Origin of the sequence: Paenibacillus sp. 1001270B_150601_E10, from assembly GCF_015558675.1 — a bacterium.
Lineage (GTDB): Bacteria > Bacillota > Bacilli > Paenibacillales > Paenibacillaceae > Paenibacillus_B.
The window spans coordinates 266,985-283,122 of sequence record NZ_JADMOL010000007.1 but is presented as its reverse complement, the minus strand read 5'-3'; the positions used below and the strand labels follow the sequence as shown (position 1 = coordinate 283,122).

General features: G+C 49.1%; 17 protein-coding genes and 1 pseudogene (1 of these 18 running past the window's edge). 14 read left to right on the top strand and 4 right to left on the bottom strand.

Going from position 1 to position 16,138, the window contains the following annotated elements:
- From I2H74_RS24760 to purD, 6 genes are all read left to right on the top strand, one after another.
- Nucleotides 1–302 (top strand): AIR synthase-related protein (locus I2H74_RS24760; protein WP_267490748.1); only part of this gene is annotated, 302 nt, incomplete at its 5' end.
- On the top strand, nucleotides 287–1,810 hold the full coding sequence (purF, locus tag I2H74_RS17330; RefSeq protein ID WP_195575476.1) for an amidophosphoribosyltransferase: 1,524 nt from the start codon (nucleotides 287–289) through the stop codon (nucleotides 1,808–1,810). The genes I2H74_RS24760 and purF, both read left to right, overlap by 16 nt.
- 304 nt (nucleotides 1,811–2,114) lie before the next feature.
- A complete protein-coding gene (gene purM / locus I2H74_RS17325; RefSeq protein WP_195575475.1) occupies nucleotides 2,115–3,161 on the top strand; it encodes a phosphoribosylformylglycinamidine cyclo-ligase in 1,047 nt (348 codons plus the stop codon).
- Entirely contained in the window at nucleotides 3,158–3,841 is a 684-nt protein-coding gene (purN, locus tag I2H74_RS17320) for a phosphoribosylglycinamide formyltransferase (RefSeq protein WP_229106772.1), read from the top strand. Before purM ends, purN begins: the two co-directional genes overlap by 4 nt.
- A 246-nt stretch (nucleotides 3,842–4,087) precedes the next feature.
- Entirely contained in the window at nucleotides 4,088–5,635 is a 1,548-nt protein-coding gene (purH, locus tag I2H74_RS17315) for a bifunctional phosphoribosylaminoimidazolecarboxamide formyltransferase/IMP cyclohydrolase (protein WP_195575474.1), read from the top strand.
- Nucleotides 5,636–5,665: 30 nt separating this feature from the next.
- Entirely contained in the window at nucleotides 5,666–6,946 is a 1,281-nt protein-coding gene (gene purD / locus I2H74_RS17310; RefSeq protein WP_195575473.1) for a phosphoribosylamine--glycine ligase, read from the top strand.
- Nucleotides 6,947–7,275: 329 nt separating this feature from the next.
- On the opposite strand, the gene I2H74_RS17305 is transcribed toward purD, so the two are convergent.
- The 3 genes from I2H74_RS17305 to I2H74_RS17295 form a co-directional block, all read right to left on the bottom strand.
- The gene (locus I2H74_RS17305) at nucleotides 7,276–7,713 is read right to left on the bottom strand and encodes a hypothetical protein (protein ID WP_195575472.1); all 438 of its coding nucleotides are present in this window, start codon (nucleotides 7,711–7,713) and stop codon (nucleotides 7,276–7,278) included.
- 18 nt (nucleotides 7,714–7,731) lie between these two features.
- Nucleotides 7,732–7,947: a matrixin family metalloprotease gene (locus tag I2H74_RS25325; RefSeq protein ID WP_420707456.1), complete on the bottom strand. Its 216-nt coding sequence runs from the start codon at nucleotides 7,945–7,947 to the stop codon at nucleotides 7,732–7,734.
- Nucleotides 7,948–8,046: 99 nt separating this feature from the next.
- Nucleotides 8,047–8,307, bottom strand: a complete 261-nt coding sequence (locus tag I2H74_RS17295) for a hypothetical protein (protein ID WP_195575470.1) — start codon at nucleotides 8,305–8,307, stop codon at nucleotides 8,047–8,049.
- A 158-nt stretch (nucleotides 8,308–8,465) separates the two neighbouring features.
- On the opposite strand from I2H74_RS17295, the gene I2H74_RS17290 reads away from it, so the two are divergent.
- The 5 genes from I2H74_RS17290 (at nucleotide 8,466) to I2H74_RS17270 (ending at nucleotide 12,535) form a co-directional block, all read left to right on the top strand.
- On the top strand, nucleotides 8,466–8,663 hold the full coding sequence (locus I2H74_RS17290; RefSeq protein ID WP_195575469.1) for a hypothetical protein: 198 nt from the start codon (nucleotides 8,466–8,468) through the stop codon (nucleotides 8,661–8,663).
- A gap of 525 nt (nucleotides 8,664–9,188) precedes the next feature.
- Entirely contained in the window at nucleotides 9,189–10,031 is an 843-nt protein-coding gene (locus I2H74_RS17285) for an alpha/beta hydrolase family protein (RefSeq protein WP_195575468.1), read from the top strand.
- 99 nt (nucleotides 10,032–10,130) lie between these two features.
- A complete protein-coding gene (gene tlp / locus I2H74_RS17280; RefSeq protein WP_195575467.1) occupies nucleotides 10,131–10,340 on the top strand; it encodes a small acid-soluble spore protein Tlp in 210 nt (69 codons plus the stop codon).
- A 484-nt stretch (nucleotides 10,341–10,824) separates the two neighbouring features.
- A complete protein-coding gene (locus tag I2H74_RS17275; RefSeq protein WP_195575466.1) occupies nucleotides 10,825–11,436 on the top strand; it encodes a DUF47 domain-containing protein in 612 nt (203 codons plus the stop codon).
- Nucleotides 11,437–11,533: 97 nt separating this feature from the next.
- Complete coding sequence (locus tag I2H74_RS17270) at nucleotides 11,534–12,535, top strand: inorganic phosphate transporter (RefSeq protein WP_195575465.1); 1,002 nt, start codon at nucleotides 11,534–11,536, stop codon at nucleotides 12,533–12,535.
- A gap of 281 nt (nucleotides 12,536–12,816) precedes the next feature.
- On the opposite strand, the gene I2H74_RS17265 is transcribed toward I2H74_RS17270, so the two are convergent.
- Entirely contained in the window at nucleotides 12,817–13,473 is a 657-nt protein-coding gene (locus tag I2H74_RS17265) for a hypothetical protein (RefSeq protein ID WP_195575464.1), read from the bottom strand.
- 241 nt (nucleotides 13,474–13,714) lie between these two features.
- On the opposite strand from I2H74_RS17265, the gene I2H74_RS17260 reads away from it, so the two are divergent.
- From I2H74_RS17260 to I2H74_RS17250, 3 genes and pseudogenes are all read left to right on the top strand, one after another.
- Complete coding sequence (locus I2H74_RS17260; RefSeq protein ID WP_195575512.1) at nucleotides 13,715–14,005, top strand: YerC/YecD family TrpR-related protein; 291 nt, start codon at nucleotides 13,715–13,717, stop codon at nucleotides 14,003–14,005.
- Between the two features lies 1 nt (nucleotide 14,006).
- The gene (locus I2H74_RS17255) at nucleotides 14,007–15,125 is read left to right on the top strand and encodes a sirohydrochlorin chelatase (RefSeq protein ID WP_195575463.1); all 1,119 of its coding nucleotides are present in this window, start codon (nucleotides 14,007–14,009) and stop codon (nucleotides 15,123–15,125) included.
- A 295-nt stretch (nucleotides 15,126–15,420) separates the two neighbouring features.
- Nucleotides 15,421–16,138 (top strand): annotated as a pseudogene (locus tag I2H74_RS17250) (diacylglycerol kinase) (it continues 207 nt past the right edge of the window).

Here is a 16,138-nt window from a genome sequence, read left to right as displayed (position 1 = left end):
CGATCGCAGAATCCGCGATCAGCGGCGGTATTGGTGCCCAAGTCGAGGTGCAAGCAGAAGGCTTGCGCACAGATGTTGCGTTGTTCAGCGAATCTCAGTCCCGCATTGTGCTGTCGGTAAGTCCAGAGGCAGCAGATGCAGTCGTTGAAGCTTGTACTCAAAATGAAGTACCTGTTCAGCGCATCGGTGTTGTCGGCGGCGACCGTATTCAGATTCAAGTGAACGGTCAGCAGGCGATCGATGTTGCACAGCATGAAGCGGAGCGGGTATGGAAGGATGCGATTCCATGTCTGATGCAATAACGCGGCTTAAGCAAGAAGCCGAAGAGGGTGCTCGAGTCAATAAGCTGTCTGAGATTGATGCAAAAGGCAGCTATTATAACGAAGGGATCGGCAAGGACGGTCCCTTCGACCGCTTGCGTGAGGAATGCGGCGTATTCGGTGTCTTCGGTTACGGAGATGCTTCCGCATTAACCTACTACGGCCTTCATACGCTGCAGCATCGCGGTGAGGAAAGCTGTGGAATCTGTGTGTCTGACGGCCAAGAATTCGCCTATCATCGCGGGATGGGACTCGTAAAGGAAGTATTTGATAAGGATCGCTTGATGAGCATGAAGGGAGATCGTGCGATCGGCCATGTTCGCTACTCGACTTCTGGCGACAGCCGCTTAGCCAACGCTCAGCCGCTTGTCTTCAAGACACGAGACGGTGAGCTGTCTGTGGCAACCAACGGGAATATTGTGAATGCACCTGCTATTCGCAGAGAGCTGGAGAAGAAAGGTTCGATCTTCCAAACGACCAGCGATACCGAGGTTATTGCTCATCTAATTGCTCGCTCCGATGCGGATCTGGTGACGGCCGCGAAGGATGCGCTTCGTCAGCTTGTTGGCGGCTTCGCCTTCCTTATCATGACCAATGATCGGCTGCTGATTGCGTCCGATCCCCATGGGCTTCGTCCGATAAGCATGGGACGCATCGGCGATGCTTACATCTTCTCTTCGGAGACTTGTGCGCTCGATGCGGTTGGAGCCGCATTCATCCGCGCGATTGAACCAGGCGAGCTGCTTGTATTCGATGCCATGGGCTACCGCTCGGAACGATTCGCTTCTGTGGAGCGCCGTGCCTTGTGCGCGATGGAGTTTATCTACTTCGCACGCCCAGACAGCCATATGCATGATGTGAACCTGCATACGGCTCGCAAGCGGATGGGCATGGAGCTTGCGAAGGAGTCCTTCGTCGAGGCGGATATCGTCTCCGGCGTGCCGGATTCCAGTATCTCGGCTGCGATCGGCTATGCCGAGCAGGCAGGCATCCCTTATGAGATGGGGATGATTAAGAGCAAGTATTCCGGCCGCACCTTTATCCAGCCAAGCCAGGAGCTGCGTGAGCAGGGCGTGAAAATGAAGCTCAGCGCGGTGCGCAGTGTCGTGGAAGGCAAGCGCGTGGTGCTCATTGACGATTCCATCGTTCGTGGAACGACGTCGCGCCGAATCGTGACGATGCTTCGGGAAGCGGGAGCGAAAGAAGTGCATCTTCGCATCGCTTCGCCGCCATTCAAGTATCCTTGCTTCTATGGCATTGATACGCCGGATACGAAGGATCTTATCGCGTCTAATCATTCCGTTGAGGAGATCTGCAAGATCGTAGGAGCAGATTCGCTCGCCTTTTTATCCAAGGAAGGCACCGTGAATGCGATCGGCGGCAGCTTCACACAGGATAAGAACAGCGGGCTCTGTATGGCCTGCTTCGACAAGGATTATCCGACTGACCACATTCCGCTCTCGAAGATTGCGAGCGAGACGGTCTGTTAAGAAGGTTTATGACGCTGTTCGGCGGTCGTAGGTCTTATAAGTCTCAAGGATAAGGTTAGATAGGTAAGATAGGGCGGTAAGTTATGCAACTGCAACACTGTAATCATAGGGACGAAAAGGACAGAAGGTCCTGAAGAAGCGGGAGCGTTCAGCTAGGTTTGAAGCTTTTACCTTAATCATGATTCTAATAGAGAATTGCTCAAACAACAGCCATCGTAAGGATCTTCTGGCCTTGGCGTGACCTAGTCGATATAGATGTATTGGACTTTATATCTTATTACAATGATCGTGAGGAGAGGAACCGATGTCTGAGGCATACAAACAAGCTGGAGTGGATATTGCAGCTGGCAATGAAGCAGTAGAGCGGATGAAGAAGCATGTGCGTCGTACGTTCCGTCCAGAGGTAATGACGGATCTAGGCGGCTTCGGTGCGCTATTCCAAATGAACAGCAAAAAATACGAAGAGCCTGTGCTTGTCTCCGGAACAGACGGAGTCGGCACGAAGCTGATGCTTGCCTTTGCGATGGATAAGCATGATACGATCGGTATTGATGCTGTGGCCATGTGCGTCAATGATATTGTCGTGCAGGGCGCCGAGCCGCTGTTCTTTCTCGATTACCTGGCTTGCGGCAAGGTGATTCCAGAGCGCATCGAGAGCATCGTAAGCGGCATTGCAGAAGGCTGCGCACAATCTGGCTGCTCCCTAATTGGCGGCGAGACAGCTGAGATGCCTGGCATGTATGGCTTGGAGGAGTATGACATTGCAGGCTTCAGTGTCGGCGTTGTCGATAAGAGCAAGCTTATTACAGGCAACAGCATCGCGGCAGGAGACGTTATCTTAGGCTTAGCGTCAAGCGGTGTGCACAGCAATGGCTTCTCGCTCGTTCGCAAGCTCTTGTTGGAGAAGGCAGGGTATTCCTTGCAGGATGTCATTCCAGCGCTTGAGACAGAGGCTCCTCTCGGTGAGGTATTGTTAACGCCAACTCGCATTTATGTAAAGCCTCTGCTACAGCTGATGGAGAAGCTTGAAGTAAAGGGCGCTGTTCATATTACAGGCGGCGGCTTCCTGGAAAACATCCCTCGTGTTCTGCCTGAGGGCACAGCGGCTTGGATCGATGCAGGCGCATGGCCTGTACACCCGATCTTTACGCTGATGGAGAACAAGGGCGGATTGACAGCACAAGAGCTGTACACCACATTCAATATGGGCATTGGCATGATGATCGTCGTATCCGAGCAGGATGCGGAGGAAGCCATGAACCTGCTAAAGAACAGCGGAGAAGACGTATACCGCATGGGTACGATTCGCGAAGGATCGCGTGAGGTTCGTATTCCTGGAGTGGGACTATGAGCTTAAAGCGTGAGGAGACAGGCAGCATGAGCAGCGTCGCTGGAGCTGTCTGTGAAGTTGAATCAGGGAGTGAAGCCTCTTCACAGAACATTGTGCGAATTGCGATTTTCGCCTCAGGCTCAGGCTCTAACTTTCAAGCGCTGGTGGAGGCTATCACAGGGGAGCCAGAAGCATTCCATGCTGAGGTCGCGCTTCTTGTGTGTGACAAGCCGAATGCCTATGTCATTGAGCGCGCTAAGGCGGCAGGCATTGAAACGGCTATCTATCAGCCCAAGCAGTATGAGGATCGCGCAGCATATGAACGGGATGTGCTTGCACGGCTCCAAGCGGAGAACATCAATTGGATCGTGCTGGCTGGCTATATGCGGATCGTGACTCCTGTGCTGCTGAATGCATATGCAGGACGCATGTTGAATATCCATCCATCCTTGCTGCCGGCTTTTCCTGGCTTGCATGCGATCAAGCAGGCGCTGGACTACGGGGTGCGCGTGACGGGGGTAACGGTGCATCTCGTAGATGAAGGCATGGATACAGGGCCGATCTTGGCACAGCGCGTTGTGGAGATCGAGGATGGAGACACAGAGGATTCGCTCGCTGAGCGCATTCATGCAGTAGAGCATGAAGTGTATCCAATGGTGGTCAAAGAGCTGATTCATGGCCGGCTTCGGCCTAGAAGGTAAAGAGAAGGCAAAGGTGTGACTTGGGCGTATCTTCGTCTTACGCTCACGCCTTTTCTGCTATTGGCGACATGGGTTCAGGGTATAACGGCAGCTAGACATTACGCTTCATAGCAGCATGAATTTGTTTTTTTTGTATGATAAATAAGCTAGAATGATGATAAAAAATGGAAGACGGACTCGTTTCATGATGGGCAAGATCCGTTATCGAATCATCCACTCAATTGAATCGTTAAAGGAGAGAGAACATTGGCAATCAGAAGAGCATTGATCAGCGTTTCAGACAAAACAGGCATTGTCGAATTTGCACAGCAGCTTGCGGCTCAGGGCGTCGAAATCATTTCCACAGGAGGCACTCAAACCCTTCTTAAGGAGCAAGGCGTTCCCGTAATCGGAATCTCTGAGGTAACAGGCTTCCCAGAAATCATGGATGGACGGGTGAAAACACTGCATCCAGCCGTTCACAGTGGACTTCTTGCGGTTCGCGACAATGAAGAGCATCAAGCGCAAATGAAGAAGCTGAACCTTGAATATATTGATCTGGTTGTGGTGAATCTGTATCCTTTCCAGCAAACGATTGAGAAGCCAGGCGTATCCTATGAGGAAGCCATTGAAAATATTGATATCGGCGGGCCAACGATGCTTCGCTCTGCTGCAAAGAACCACGCGTTCGTCACGGTCGTTGTTGATGCGGATGATTACGGCAAAGTCATCGAGGAGCTGCAAGCAGAGGGCGATACGACGCTTGCAACGCGCAAATCGCTTGCAGCGAAGGTGTTCCGTCATACGGCTGCCTATGATTCTCTTATTGCAGGCTATTTGAACGAGCAAGTAGGAGAGACCTTCCCAGAGCGTCTTACGCTTACTTATGAAAAAATCCAGTCGCTGCGCTACGGAGAGAATCCGCATCAGCAGGCGGCCTTCTACCGTGCTCCTCTTGCCGCTCAAGGGAGCTTGACGACGGCTGAGCAGCTTCATGGCAAGGAATTGTCCTATAACAATATCAATGACGCGAATGCGGCCCTTGCTATCGTTAGCGAGTTTGAAGGACCAGCAGTCGCTGCCGTAAAGCATATGAACCCTTGCGGCGTGGGAATCGGCGAAAGTGTTTACGAGGCCTATCAAAAAGCGTATGAATCCGATCCTACCTCGATCTTCGGCGGCATTGTGGCAGCGAATCGTGCGATTGATTCCGATACGGCGACTTTGCTCCATGAGATCTTCCTTGAGATCGTGATAGGGCCGGAATTCACGCCAGAGGCGATTGAGATTCTGTCGAAGAAGAAAAATATCCGTTTGCTTCGTACAGGCCATATTCCAAGCCCAGACAAGCGTAAAGCGGGCTGGCAGCTTACGTCTGTGGATGGCGGTCTGCTGGTTCAAGAGAATGACCTGCACAGCCTGAAGGAAGACCAATTGACGGTTGCAACAGATCGTGAGCCTACAGAAGAAGAGCTTGTCCAATTAGCCTTTGGCTGGAACGTCGTGAAGCATGTGAAGTCCAATGCCATTGTGCTTGTAAAGGATGGCATGACTGTAGGTGTGGGCGCCGGTCAAATGAACCGCGTCGGTGCGGCTCGCATCGCGATTGAGCAGGCAGGCGAGAAGGCAAAGGGCGCAGTATTGGCTTCGGATGCATTCTTCCCGATGGGCGATACTTTGGAGCTTGCAGCTGCAGCGGGCATTACAGCCGTTATTCAACCAGGCGGCTCGATCCGTGATGAAGAGTCCGTTAAGGTTGCCAATGAGCATGGCATCGCAATGGTGATGACAGGCGTTAGACATTTCAAACACTAATCGAATCTCGTATAGATGGAGGACGGTTGCATGAAGGTATTGGTCATCGGAAGCGGTGGACGTGAACACGCACTGGTGTGGGCTTTGAACAAGAGTGATCAAGTAACGAAGCTGTGGTGTGCGCCTGGAAATGCGGGGATCGCGGAGCTTGCGGAGTGCGTGCCGCTGCAGGTTAACGCCTTTGAGGCCCTTGCGGACTTTGCCTGTGAGCAGCAGATCGATCTGGTGGTCATCGGTCCAGATGATCCGCTCGCTGAGGGCATTGTGGATGTGCTGGAAGCTAGAGGACTTCGTGTATTTGGCCCAAATAAGGCTGCTGCTGAGATTGAAGGCAGCAAGGTATTCATGAAGGAGCTGCTGAAGAAGCATCGTATTCCGACCGCTGCCTATGAGACGTTTGATACGCCTGAGGCTGCGCTCAGCTATATTCAGCAGCAGCCGCTGCCGATCGTAATTAAGGCCGATGGCCTTGCGGCGGGCAAGGGTGTTACGATTGCTTCTACCTACGAAGAAGCAGAGGCGGCGCTAAAGGACACGATGATTGACCGCAAGTTCGGTGCCTCCGGCAATCGTGTGGTCGTAGAGGAATTCATGCAGGGACAGGAAATGTCCATTCTCGCCTTTGTCGATGGCGAGACGGTTCGACCTTGCCTGCCGGCTCAAGACCATAAGCCGATCTATGAGGGCGATAAAGGGCCAAATACGGGCGGCATGGGAACATACAGCCCGGTTCCGCACATCTCCACCGCGATTGTGGAGGAAGCGGTGAAGACGATCATTGAGCCTACAGCGAAGGCGATGGTGGATGAAGGCCGTCCGTTCAAAGGGCTGCTGTTCGCAGGCCTAATGATTACGCCAGAGGGCAAGCCAAGGGTTGTGGAGTTCAACGCCCGTTTCGGTGATCCAGAGACGCAGGTTGTGCTGCCCCTCTTGAATACAGACCTTTTAGACGTCTTCAATGCTGTCGTGGACGGCACGCTCGATCAGATCGAACTGGATTGGTCACAGGATGCAGCTGTTTGCGTCATTGTCGCTTCAGGCGGTTATCCAGGAAGCTACCGTAAGGGAGATGTCATCCATGGCCTCGATACAGTGGCGGAGTCGACGGAGACGCTAGTATTCCATGCGGGAACAGCTCGTAATGAGCAGGGGCAATTCGTAACGAATGGCGGACGCGTGCTCGGCATCGTGGGCCGCGGTGCAGATGTAAGAGCTGCGCAGCAGGCTGCCTATGAGACGGTAAAGCACATCTCCTTCGCGGATATGTATTATCGTCGCGATATTGCGGACAAGGCTTTGGTGCAGGTGTGAAATAAGAGTCCTTGCGCCTTTATATTAAGCGAACAGCGGTACAGCTTTAGCTATTTGCGTGACCTTTTAAAGACATAACAAATCCCCTCACGTTAGGACTCGGAAAGGTTCGTCTCAGCTCGAACGGATCTGAAAGTTAACGTCGAGGGGATTATTCATTAGGCTGGGATACGGGCGTAGGTCTATGGAGTGACAGTGAGGTATGAGGAAAGCTGTGATTTCACTTGTTTGATATTAAAAGAATTCAATTCGATTTGTCCATATTTCTTTAATGAGCGATCAATAACATGTAAAGAGCTTACTGATCCATTACTATGCACAAATTTCCCTTAAGGTCCTCCAATAATAGTATAAGTGCCAATGTCGTTATGTCTGGCGAAAATCAGGTATTCCTTGCCTATTTCCATCGGAGGATCGTCTTTAAACTGTCGATTGACTTTCTTCCCTTCAAATTCCATAACGCCTCCAATTTGAGTGATGATAATGGTTTCTTCAGGCTTAGATTGAAAAACAGGTGTAAGAATAGTTGCTTCCAGATTAAATGCTGGCAAATGATCAGATACCCAATGATCGAGCTTTTTGTTTACTTTCACGACCGCGATCACATCGCTGTCAGCTGCTAATTCATTGAGGCTGCTATATCCCCTCGTAATACTTCCTTCAATATATTGAATGTCAATTTGATTATTCAAGTAAATACTGATTCCAGCTAACAAGGATGCCAAGATCACACAAGACATTAAAATACTTCTTGCTCTGTTTGTCATTATTAGACCCTCCCTTAATCATTTATAAATGCTGGTTGCTCCATCGAGATCATCATTGACAGATTCAGTTATCCCATAAAATCCGTAGCGTCCCGTTAATCCCCATATTTCAGGGTTCATTAAGCTAAAAAGGACATTACTGTGTGCAAGACCTAATACATGGCCAAGTTCATGTGCCAAAACTGACTTTAGTGCAGATGAATTATTAAATGTTTCTGTATGATATGAGTTTATTGTTATTACAGCTGAAGTATATGTGCATGTAGCACAAGGTAAGTGAGTAGCCCATGCTTCATAGTCGATCCAAGAATTGTTTGTTTCTTCGACAGTGATTTATGCGTTCGTATTATTATGCATTATAAGTACATTTGGAACATAAGCCATATTCCAAGCTGTAGCAGCACTAACTGTTGCATTCTTAGTTTTAGTACTAACAGAGCTAGCGTAGCTAAAAGTTAGCGGATTAGCATTTCCCCATTTTCCTCCAAATTTCTCATACGAAAGCACGAAATTAGAATTTGCAAAAAAAATAGAACAGAGGATTAAGAAAATTGATAGGCAAAGAATATAATTCTTCTTTTGTAAATTGGACATACGATTTCTCCTCTCTTAGCTTAAATAATTTAAAATTATAATTGTATTTTTCATGAATTTTTTTAAAAATTTTACCTTGTTTTCACTAAAATGTAAATGAAGAAACGACGCATATCCCTCTGCCATCTTGACAGACTATGGGGATGGAGGGTGATCATATGACATTTACACAGAAATCAGATGGACAGGATTTGACGAGACAATTTCTAATGCAGGAAAATGCGCGCGGGCTCGTTGAAGACATTTGCTCCACGTGCGATGATGACGCCGAGGCGGCCTCTCTACAGCAAGGAATGCAGGCGCCGGCAAGCAAAGAAAATCAGTATTTCTCAAGGAAGCAGCATGAAGAATTTTAAAGCATATGTTTCGATTATAGGTATCGTTGTGGTGGTGCTTACAGGTGCTGCTTGTCTTGCCTTTGGGTTGATGTCGCGAAAGAAAGTAAAGAAAACTTTCTCCAAGCTGTGGTAATGCGTGGAGTTGTGATGATGCTCTAGATAGATATCGCGGCGATATGAGAACCAACAGTGTTATGAGAACAACAGTAGAAGGTATTTCTAGTCGGTTCTGGCTGGAAATCCTTTTTTTATTTGGGAAGATAAATAATATCCGTCTGATCATTGAATGTTGGTTGCTTGCAAGGAATGCAACCGTGACAAATGCGCGGCAGAATGGAGGGCTTACGATGCCGAGGGAGATCCTTCATCGAGGAACTTTCCTTGTACAGCAGTCTTTAAATAGATACTACCCATTTTATGCATACATCTATTGACAGTGCTCTGATAGGGTGTTAAAATCCAATTAACTTAAATACAAGTAAATTAATCGGAATTATAAGAATATAGATGAGAAGCTGTAATTTTGAAAGTGAGGGGTACGAAATGGAACGATTAGTAGATGTAAAATGGCAGGAGGAGCGCTTGGCGGTATCCGTGCATTATCCACCGAATCGCAAGCCTTACGAGGAGCGCGCAGAGGATGGAAAGGTGAGCCGAGTACCCCTCACGATTATTTGCCACGGCTTTGTCGGAAGCCGAATTGGCGTGGACCGATTATTTGTTAACGCCGCGAGACGCTTAGCGAATGAAGGACATCTCGTGCTGCGATTCGATTACGCAGGCTGCGGGGAGAGCACAGGAGAGTATGGCTCGCTAGGCATTGATGCAATGATTGAGCAGACGCAGACGATTCTTGATTATGCGCTAGGCTGCAGTGATGTGGATCCTCAGCGGGTTACGCTGATTGGTCACAGCTTGGGCGGAGCAGTTGCGTTATTGACTGCTGTTCGAGATCCGCGCATTAAGCGGCTTGCCCTCTGGTCGCCAGTAGCGTACCCTTTTAACGATATCGTGAATATCTTGGGCCGTGATCGGTATGATGAGTCGATTAAGAAAGGGAAGACGGATTATCTCGGCTATTCCTTTGCCCCGGCATTTTTTGAGACGCTGGGCAAGCATCAGCCGTTCCAAGAGGCTTCCAAGTTCCAGGGGGATGTGCTGCTCATTCACGGCACCTCCGATGACGTGATCCCGGCGGATTATTCCTTCTTGTATCAAAAGGTGTTCTGGATGAGAAGCGACGGCCAATGCGATAAGGAGATCATTTTCCAAGCCGATCATACGTATTCCAACGGTGCTCATCGGGAATCGGTATACGAGCATACGCTGGAGTGGCTGAAGAAGTGGGAGAAGCGCCAGCAGCAGTGGGCGCATTGGAGCATATAATTCCAGCTATGACATGGAAATCGCATGAATAAGACAAGGGCAGCTAAGCCATCTTATGATTCGTATATCACTTCATGGTTATAAGGAGGATGGAATCTCATGGCTAAGCCCGATGATCGTTCCAACAATGCAGAGCGCATTCAGAACACGATTGAGAATACGGTAAAGAAGGTTCAGAATACCGAGGATTATTTGGATGAGCATGCAAGCGAAATCTCCAGCACGGAGATTAATCAGTTGGAACGCAAGAATGAGAAGCGCGAGCAGGCGATTACAAGCTTGAAGGATGAATATCAAGACGAAGTATAATGTGAATTTGCCCTTTTTGTAACGATAGAAGCCACCTGTGGTCACTCGACTCAGGTGGCTTTATTTTTGTATAAATATGAGACTTATGGCGTTGTTGGATTTGAAATTTAAGGTATCAATTTGACAGGATTCGCGGATGCTATGTGTAACGCTTTGGGGAAATTGTCATCACATGCGGTCGACATCAAGCAAAGCTATAAATATCCATTGCAGTCATTTTCAGAAAAGGATTTGGATTTTTTGGAGAAAAACAGCCTTTGGAAGTGCACCCAGCCTTCACAAATAATATAGTAAATATTAGCACCAGAACCATCGGATTTGGTCGAAAAATGGCGGTTTTTTGACTGGCGGGTCAAGAAATGTCAGGAAAATGCCTTGCAACGGCTTTACAATATCTTTACAAACTGTTGTATTTTTATGATAAGATATGAAAGGCTAAATTCGTTTACATCAAAAGCAATTTGTTTGCAAAGGAGATCTCACAATGTTCAAGAAGAAGGACGTGTTTTTTGAAACACTGCTCAACATGACAGATACCCTCATTACGGCGTCCGAGATGTTTGCTAAAGGTGTCGAAGATTTGAGCGATGTCAGCAATTTTGCAAAAAACATGAAAGAGCTGGAAAGCAAATGTGATGTTTTCACTCATACAATCATCACAGAATTGAACAAGACCTTTATTACTCCTATTGAGCGTGAGGATATTATGGCGCTGACAACAGCACTTGACGATGTGCTGGATGGCATGGAAGCGTGTGCTTCCCGTTTTGATATGTATCAAATGGTAGAGCGCGATGAATTCGTTATCCAGTTCGCAGATGTGCTGAAGCGCAGTACATATGAGATACAAAAAGCGATTCGTCTCTTGTCCCAGAAGAAGCTGCTTGCAATCCGCGAGTACAGCATCAAAGTAAACGATCTGGAGAACGAGGGCGACCAACTGCTTCGTGAAGGCATTAAGAAGCTGTTCCAAGACTTCAAAGACCCAATCGAATTGATTAAGCGCAAAGAAATTTACGAGCGCCTTGAGCAGACGACTGACAGCTGCGAGGATGTAGCAGATATTCTTGAAACGATCGTAATGCGTAATTCCTAAGACAGCTCGCTCTAAAGCCAGCTAAGGATTGAAGGAGGTAAGGAATTGCGCTCATCGTTCTTCTGAATAAGCGGGAAGGGTCTGCGCAATAATCAATATGGAACCGACAATAATCGTGATTGGAATCGTCATATTCCTAGCGCTTGCATTTGACTTCATCAATGGATTTCATGACACGGCGAATGCAATTGCGACTTCGGTCTCGACTCGTGCGTTGAGGCCTCGTGTAGCTATTCTCTTAGCGGCATCGATGAACTTTATCGGAGCACTGACCTTTACTGGAGTAGCGAAGACTATTGGGGGAAGCGTCGCTGATCCTGCAACACTGAGCAATGGTTTGGAAATTGTTACAGCAACACTATTAGCGGCTATCGCGTGGAACTTGCTCACGTGGTGGTTTGGTATTCCTTCGTCTTCATCGCATGCTCTGATTGGTGCGCTTGCTGGTGCGGTGTTTGTAGGCGCCGGAGCGGATGCGCTGAATATGGGCGGCTTTAAAAGCATCGTATTAGCACTTATCTTGTCTCCCATTATTGCTTTCGTCGTAGGTTATATCGTGATGACGATATTGAAGTGGATCTTTGGAAACAAGAGCCCGCATAGCGTAAACAAGGGCTTCCGTTCGATGCAGGTCATTACGGCAGCTTTCCAATCGTTCACCCATGGTACCAATGATGCTCAGAAGGCAATGGGGATTATCACCTTTGCTTTGGTAACAGCTGGTTATCAATCTGATATGGACGTTCAGCTGTGGGTTAAGATCGCAGCAGCAACGGCTATGGCCTTGGGTACCTCCATTGGTGGCTGGAAGATCATCAAGACGATGGGAACGAAGATCTTTAAGATCGAGCCGATTAACGGTTTCGCAGCAGATGCTTCTGCCGCTTCGGTTATTTTGTCTGCAACCTTGACGCACTTGCCGATCAGTACAACACACGCGATTACCTCTGCCATTCTCGGGGTAGGCTCTGCGAAGCGCTTCTCTGCCGTGAAGTGGGGCGTTGCGGGACGTATTGTGGTCACGTGGTTTATCACGATTCCGATCTGTGCGACTCTGGCGGGTGTCATTTTCTATATACTTGACTGGATCTTCTATTAATATATAAACAGCTCATAAGCAGCTTAAGCAAAAAGCCGATCATCTTTTATGATCGGCTTTTATTACCATATATAGAATATATAGAGTTGTTTCTTGATCCTCGTCTAATTCTATATTGGCGATAAAAGCAACCTCTTAACGCGGTCGCTCGTCTCGAAGTACTTCGATGGGCGTTATTCTCATTGCTCGGTGTTGTTCTCTCATAAAAGAAGGAAAGCGAGTGCAGACGTTAAGTCATTGGATTGGAGCGAGGCCGGCTTGGAGCAACTCGCAGATCTCATCTATCTTCTAGGCTGAAGGGGCCGGGATTTGCTTCTAGGTCTTGACTTGGAAGCGGTAGTCCGCTTTTTGCGCGGTTTGCTGCTGCTTGGTCTGCGTTTTTTCTTTCGACGCGGATCGTAGAACAGCTCATCGTCATCCTCGCCCTTTTTCTTTTTAGAGGACGTAAACGAGCCAACAAGCATCTTCGCCATCGGCATCATTTCCGAGACGCTCTGCATAACCTTCTGGACCTTGCCCACATGCGAGATGATCCCATCGATACCGCCTAAGCGATCAAGAGCCCCCTTAATATCATTGAAGCTGAAGCTGCTCTTGGACTTGGGAGCAGGAGCTGCGATAGGAGTCACAGGAGATTCCGGGGGTGTGTACGGAACAATGGCTGTCGATGTGCTCGTTGTCGGATTGGGAGCAATCGCAGAGGTGGACGCTTGCTCGTATCCGCCCTGACCTGGCTGCTGCGTCGCAGAAGGAAGCGGGATGGAGCCGTAAGTAGGTGGTATATTGCGTGAATGCCCCTGCAGATGAGGAACATTCATGAGATCACGGGGGGCGCTTGGTGGATATGATGAAGGGGGCATGCCTCCTGCTGCTGGATAGCCCTGAGGAGCTCCTCGATGGAGATGGCTGCTGTGAGGCCCGTGGGGTGCTGCTGTCATGATATCACCCTTTTCCATTAAAAATTAGGGGTTGGCAAATGCCCCTGAATACTTTACTGTATGTCGTGGGCGAACAACTCGTGTGGACGTTCGCCCGTGGGTGTACGCCTAATGGTTCGAATGGTGGTGGGAGGGGCAAGCAACAGCACTGTAGTTCGTTAACGTAGAACTACTGTAATGGTTGAAAAGGTAGGACAATCGCAGTACAATGAAAGTACTTAACGTGTGGGAGTGGATGTTCTTGCAACTGAAGAAGTTGAATGATAAATCGGTTGATCAATTATTTGAAGCCGTTCTTACCTTGAAGACGGTTGAGGAGTGCTATATTTTCTTTGATGACCTTTGCACGGTCAATGAGATACAATCGTTATCCCAACGCCTTGAAGTCGCTCGCATGCTGGGTAAAGGCTGCACGTACAATCAGATTGAGGCAGAGACAGGAGCGAGTACCGCTACCATCTCTCGTGTGAAGCGTTGTCTGAACTACGGCAACGATGGATACAAAATGACACTTGAGCGCCTGAGCCGATAACATGAAGACGGGGCTGCTCATTATAAGCCACGGTTCCCGTGATTTCTCATGGACAGCACTCGTGGATGAAGCGATCGCACAGGCAGATTGGCCGGATCATGTGCCGGTCGCTTCTTCTTTTTTGGAGTGCGTTCCGGGCCGTGATATACAGGATGGCATCCATGCGTTGGAGGCTCAGGGCGTGGAGCGCATTGCGGTGATTCCGCTATTCGTATCCGAGGGAAGCACCCATGTGGATGAGATCGCATGGGCTTTGGGCGTGAAGGCGGAGCCGCTCATCGAGACGGACCTTGAGCCGTTCCAGGTCGAGGCGGAGCTGATCTATGGCTCACCGCTTGGAGAGCATGAGGCCTTGTATGAGATGCTCGCTCACCAGCTTCGTGAGCTTCAGGTGGACGGGGAGCGCGATGCGGTGATGCTTGTTGCGCACGGGAGCCCGCATGAGCCATTTCAGACGAGATGGAAGGAAAGCCTTGAACGAATGGCAGAACGGCTTACCTCTAGGGGCTTCTGCCTTAAAGCCCATTATTCCTTGCTGTGCTGCGATGATATTGCTGCAAGGACGCTTCAGCTTGCACAGGAGGTGCAGGCTTCTTCTTCGCATTTTACATACCTACATGAACAGGATCGGAATATACATATAGAACATGTAAATGATAATGAGTTGGCTGTGCATGGTGAGGATCAAGCTTCAGCGGCGTTCGAGTGCCGCGTTGCGGTTATTCCCTTGTTTTTAAGTCGAGGCTACTTTACGACTCACGTCATTCCAAGCCGTTTGCAGGGGCTGTTGGATAAGAGCCGAAACTTGACCCATGATCCTCATGAAAAAGCCGCTGGAGAAGCTTCTAGTGCGGATGAGGGCATGGAAAAAGCATATGTTGCTGTAAAGGCGAGTGTGAATGGTGCTGCCCTGCTGTCAACTGACAGCGATCAGGAGCTCGAAGGAGTGGATGCGGAGCTTTCGTCTAATGAAGAGACGGGAGGTAAGATGCAGGGGACTGCCAGTAAGACCACTTTGTCAGTTCTCGTGAGTTACGATGGCACTCCGCTGCTTCCACATGCGGCCTTAACAACTTGGCTGGAGCAGGAGGCAAGAAGACTGCTGTCGGCTTGGCATTAAGCTTTTTATAGGGTAGAACCATTAGTCATGTCTACAATTGAAATGAACACGTTTGTACGCTTGTTGAGAGCATGGACGTGTTGGTTTGGTTGAGCGATGGGAATATCTGCTTAGACGGCCGCTCTTTAGGGTAATGACGCTTTGGCATTCTAACAAACGCTTGAAAGACTTGGTCTCGAAAACTGTTAGGTTGCGATTTTGATGGGTATCATGTAAATTATAGGCTGAACGGTAATCATTTGTTTTCGTAAAACATCAAACTTGGATTGAAATAGATTGTAAACGGGTGACATACATGTCTAAAAGAGCGAGATTAATTTATAATCCGACCTCAGGTCGTGAGGAAGGACGCAAGAGGCTTGTTGATATTCTGCAAAGGCTGGATGCAGCCGGCATTGAGACAACGACTCATGCGACGGAAGGCGAAGGCGACGCGACCCGCTGTGCAGCGGAGGCGATCGATAACGGCTACGATATCATTATTGCTTGTGGCGGTGACGGCACGCTGAACGAGGTCATTGACGGGATGTCGAGCAAGGAGGATCGTCCGCCGCTCGGCATTATTCCGTTTGGAACGACGAATGACTTTGCGCGTGCGTTAGGCATTCCTCGTAATTGGGAGGAGGCCTGCGACCTGATCGTGCGTCAGGAGCTTCGATCTGTCGATGTGGGTCGCGTATATACAGGCAATCAAGCAAAGCACTTCATTAATATTGCAGGCGGCGGCGTGCTGACGGAGCTGTCCTACGAGGTGCCAAGCAAGCTGAAGACGGTCATTGGACAGCTGGCCTACTATATGAAGGGGCTCGAGAAGATGACGCGGCTTCGGCCCACGGAGCTTCGCATGAATGTAGACGGACACGGCGAATTCCATGATGAATTCATGCTGTTCCTGATCACGAACACGAATTCCGTCGGCGGCTTCGAGAAGCTTGCGCCTTCGGCGTCGATTAACGACGGACTCTTCGATGTCCTGCTCGTGAAGAAGTGCAATATCGCGGAGTTCATCCGCA

Coding starts and splice junctions, on each gene's coding strand:
- I2H74_RS17265 (WP_195575464.1), bottom strand. CDS start 13,473: ATGACAGCAGCACCCCACGGGCCTCACAGCAGCCATCTCCATCGAGGA.
- I2H74_RS17270 (WP_195575465.1), top strand. CDS start 11,534: ATGGAACCGACAATAATCGTGATTGGAATCGTCATATTCCTAGCGCTT.
- I2H74_RS17275 (WP_195575466.1), top strand. CDS start 10,825: ATGTTCAAGAAGAAGGACGTGTTTTTTGAAACACTGCTCAACATGACA.
- I2H74_RS17305 (WP_195575472.1), bottom strand. CDS start 7,713: ATGACAAACAGAGCAAGAAGTATTTTAATGTCTTGTGTGATCTTGGCA.
- purN (WP_229106772.1), top strand. CDS start 3,158: ATGAGCTTAAAGCGTGAGGAGACAGGCAGCATGAGCAGCGTCGCTGGA.
- I2H74_RS17285 (WP_195575468.1), top strand. CDS start 9,189: ATGGAACGATTAGTAGATGTAAAATGGCAGGAGGAGCGCTTGGCGGTA.
- I2H74_RS17255 (WP_195575463.1), top strand. CDS start 14,007: ATGAAGACGGGGCTGCTCATTATAAGCCACGGTTCCCGTGATTTCTCA.
- I2H74_RS17290 (WP_195575469.1), top strand. CDS start 8,466: ATGACATTTACACAGAAATCAGATGGACAGGATTTGACGAGACAATTT.
- tlp (WP_195575467.1), top strand. CDS start 10,131: ATGGCTAAGCCCGATGATCGTTCCAACAATGCAGAGCGCATTCAGAAC.
- purF (WP_195575476.1), top strand. CDS start 287: ATGTCTGATGCAATAACGCGGCTTAAGCAAGAAGCCGAAGAGGGTGCT.
- purM (WP_195575475.1), top strand. CDS start 2,115: ATGTCTGAGGCATACAAACAAGCTGGAGTGGATATTGCAGCTGGCAAT.
- I2H74_RS17295 (WP_195575470.1), bottom strand. CDS start 8,307: ATGTCCAATTTACAAAAGAAGAATTATATTCTTTGCCTATCAATTTTC.
- purD (WP_195575473.1), top strand. CDS start 5,666: ATGAAGGTATTGGTCATCGGAAGCGGTGGACGTGAACACGCACTGGTG.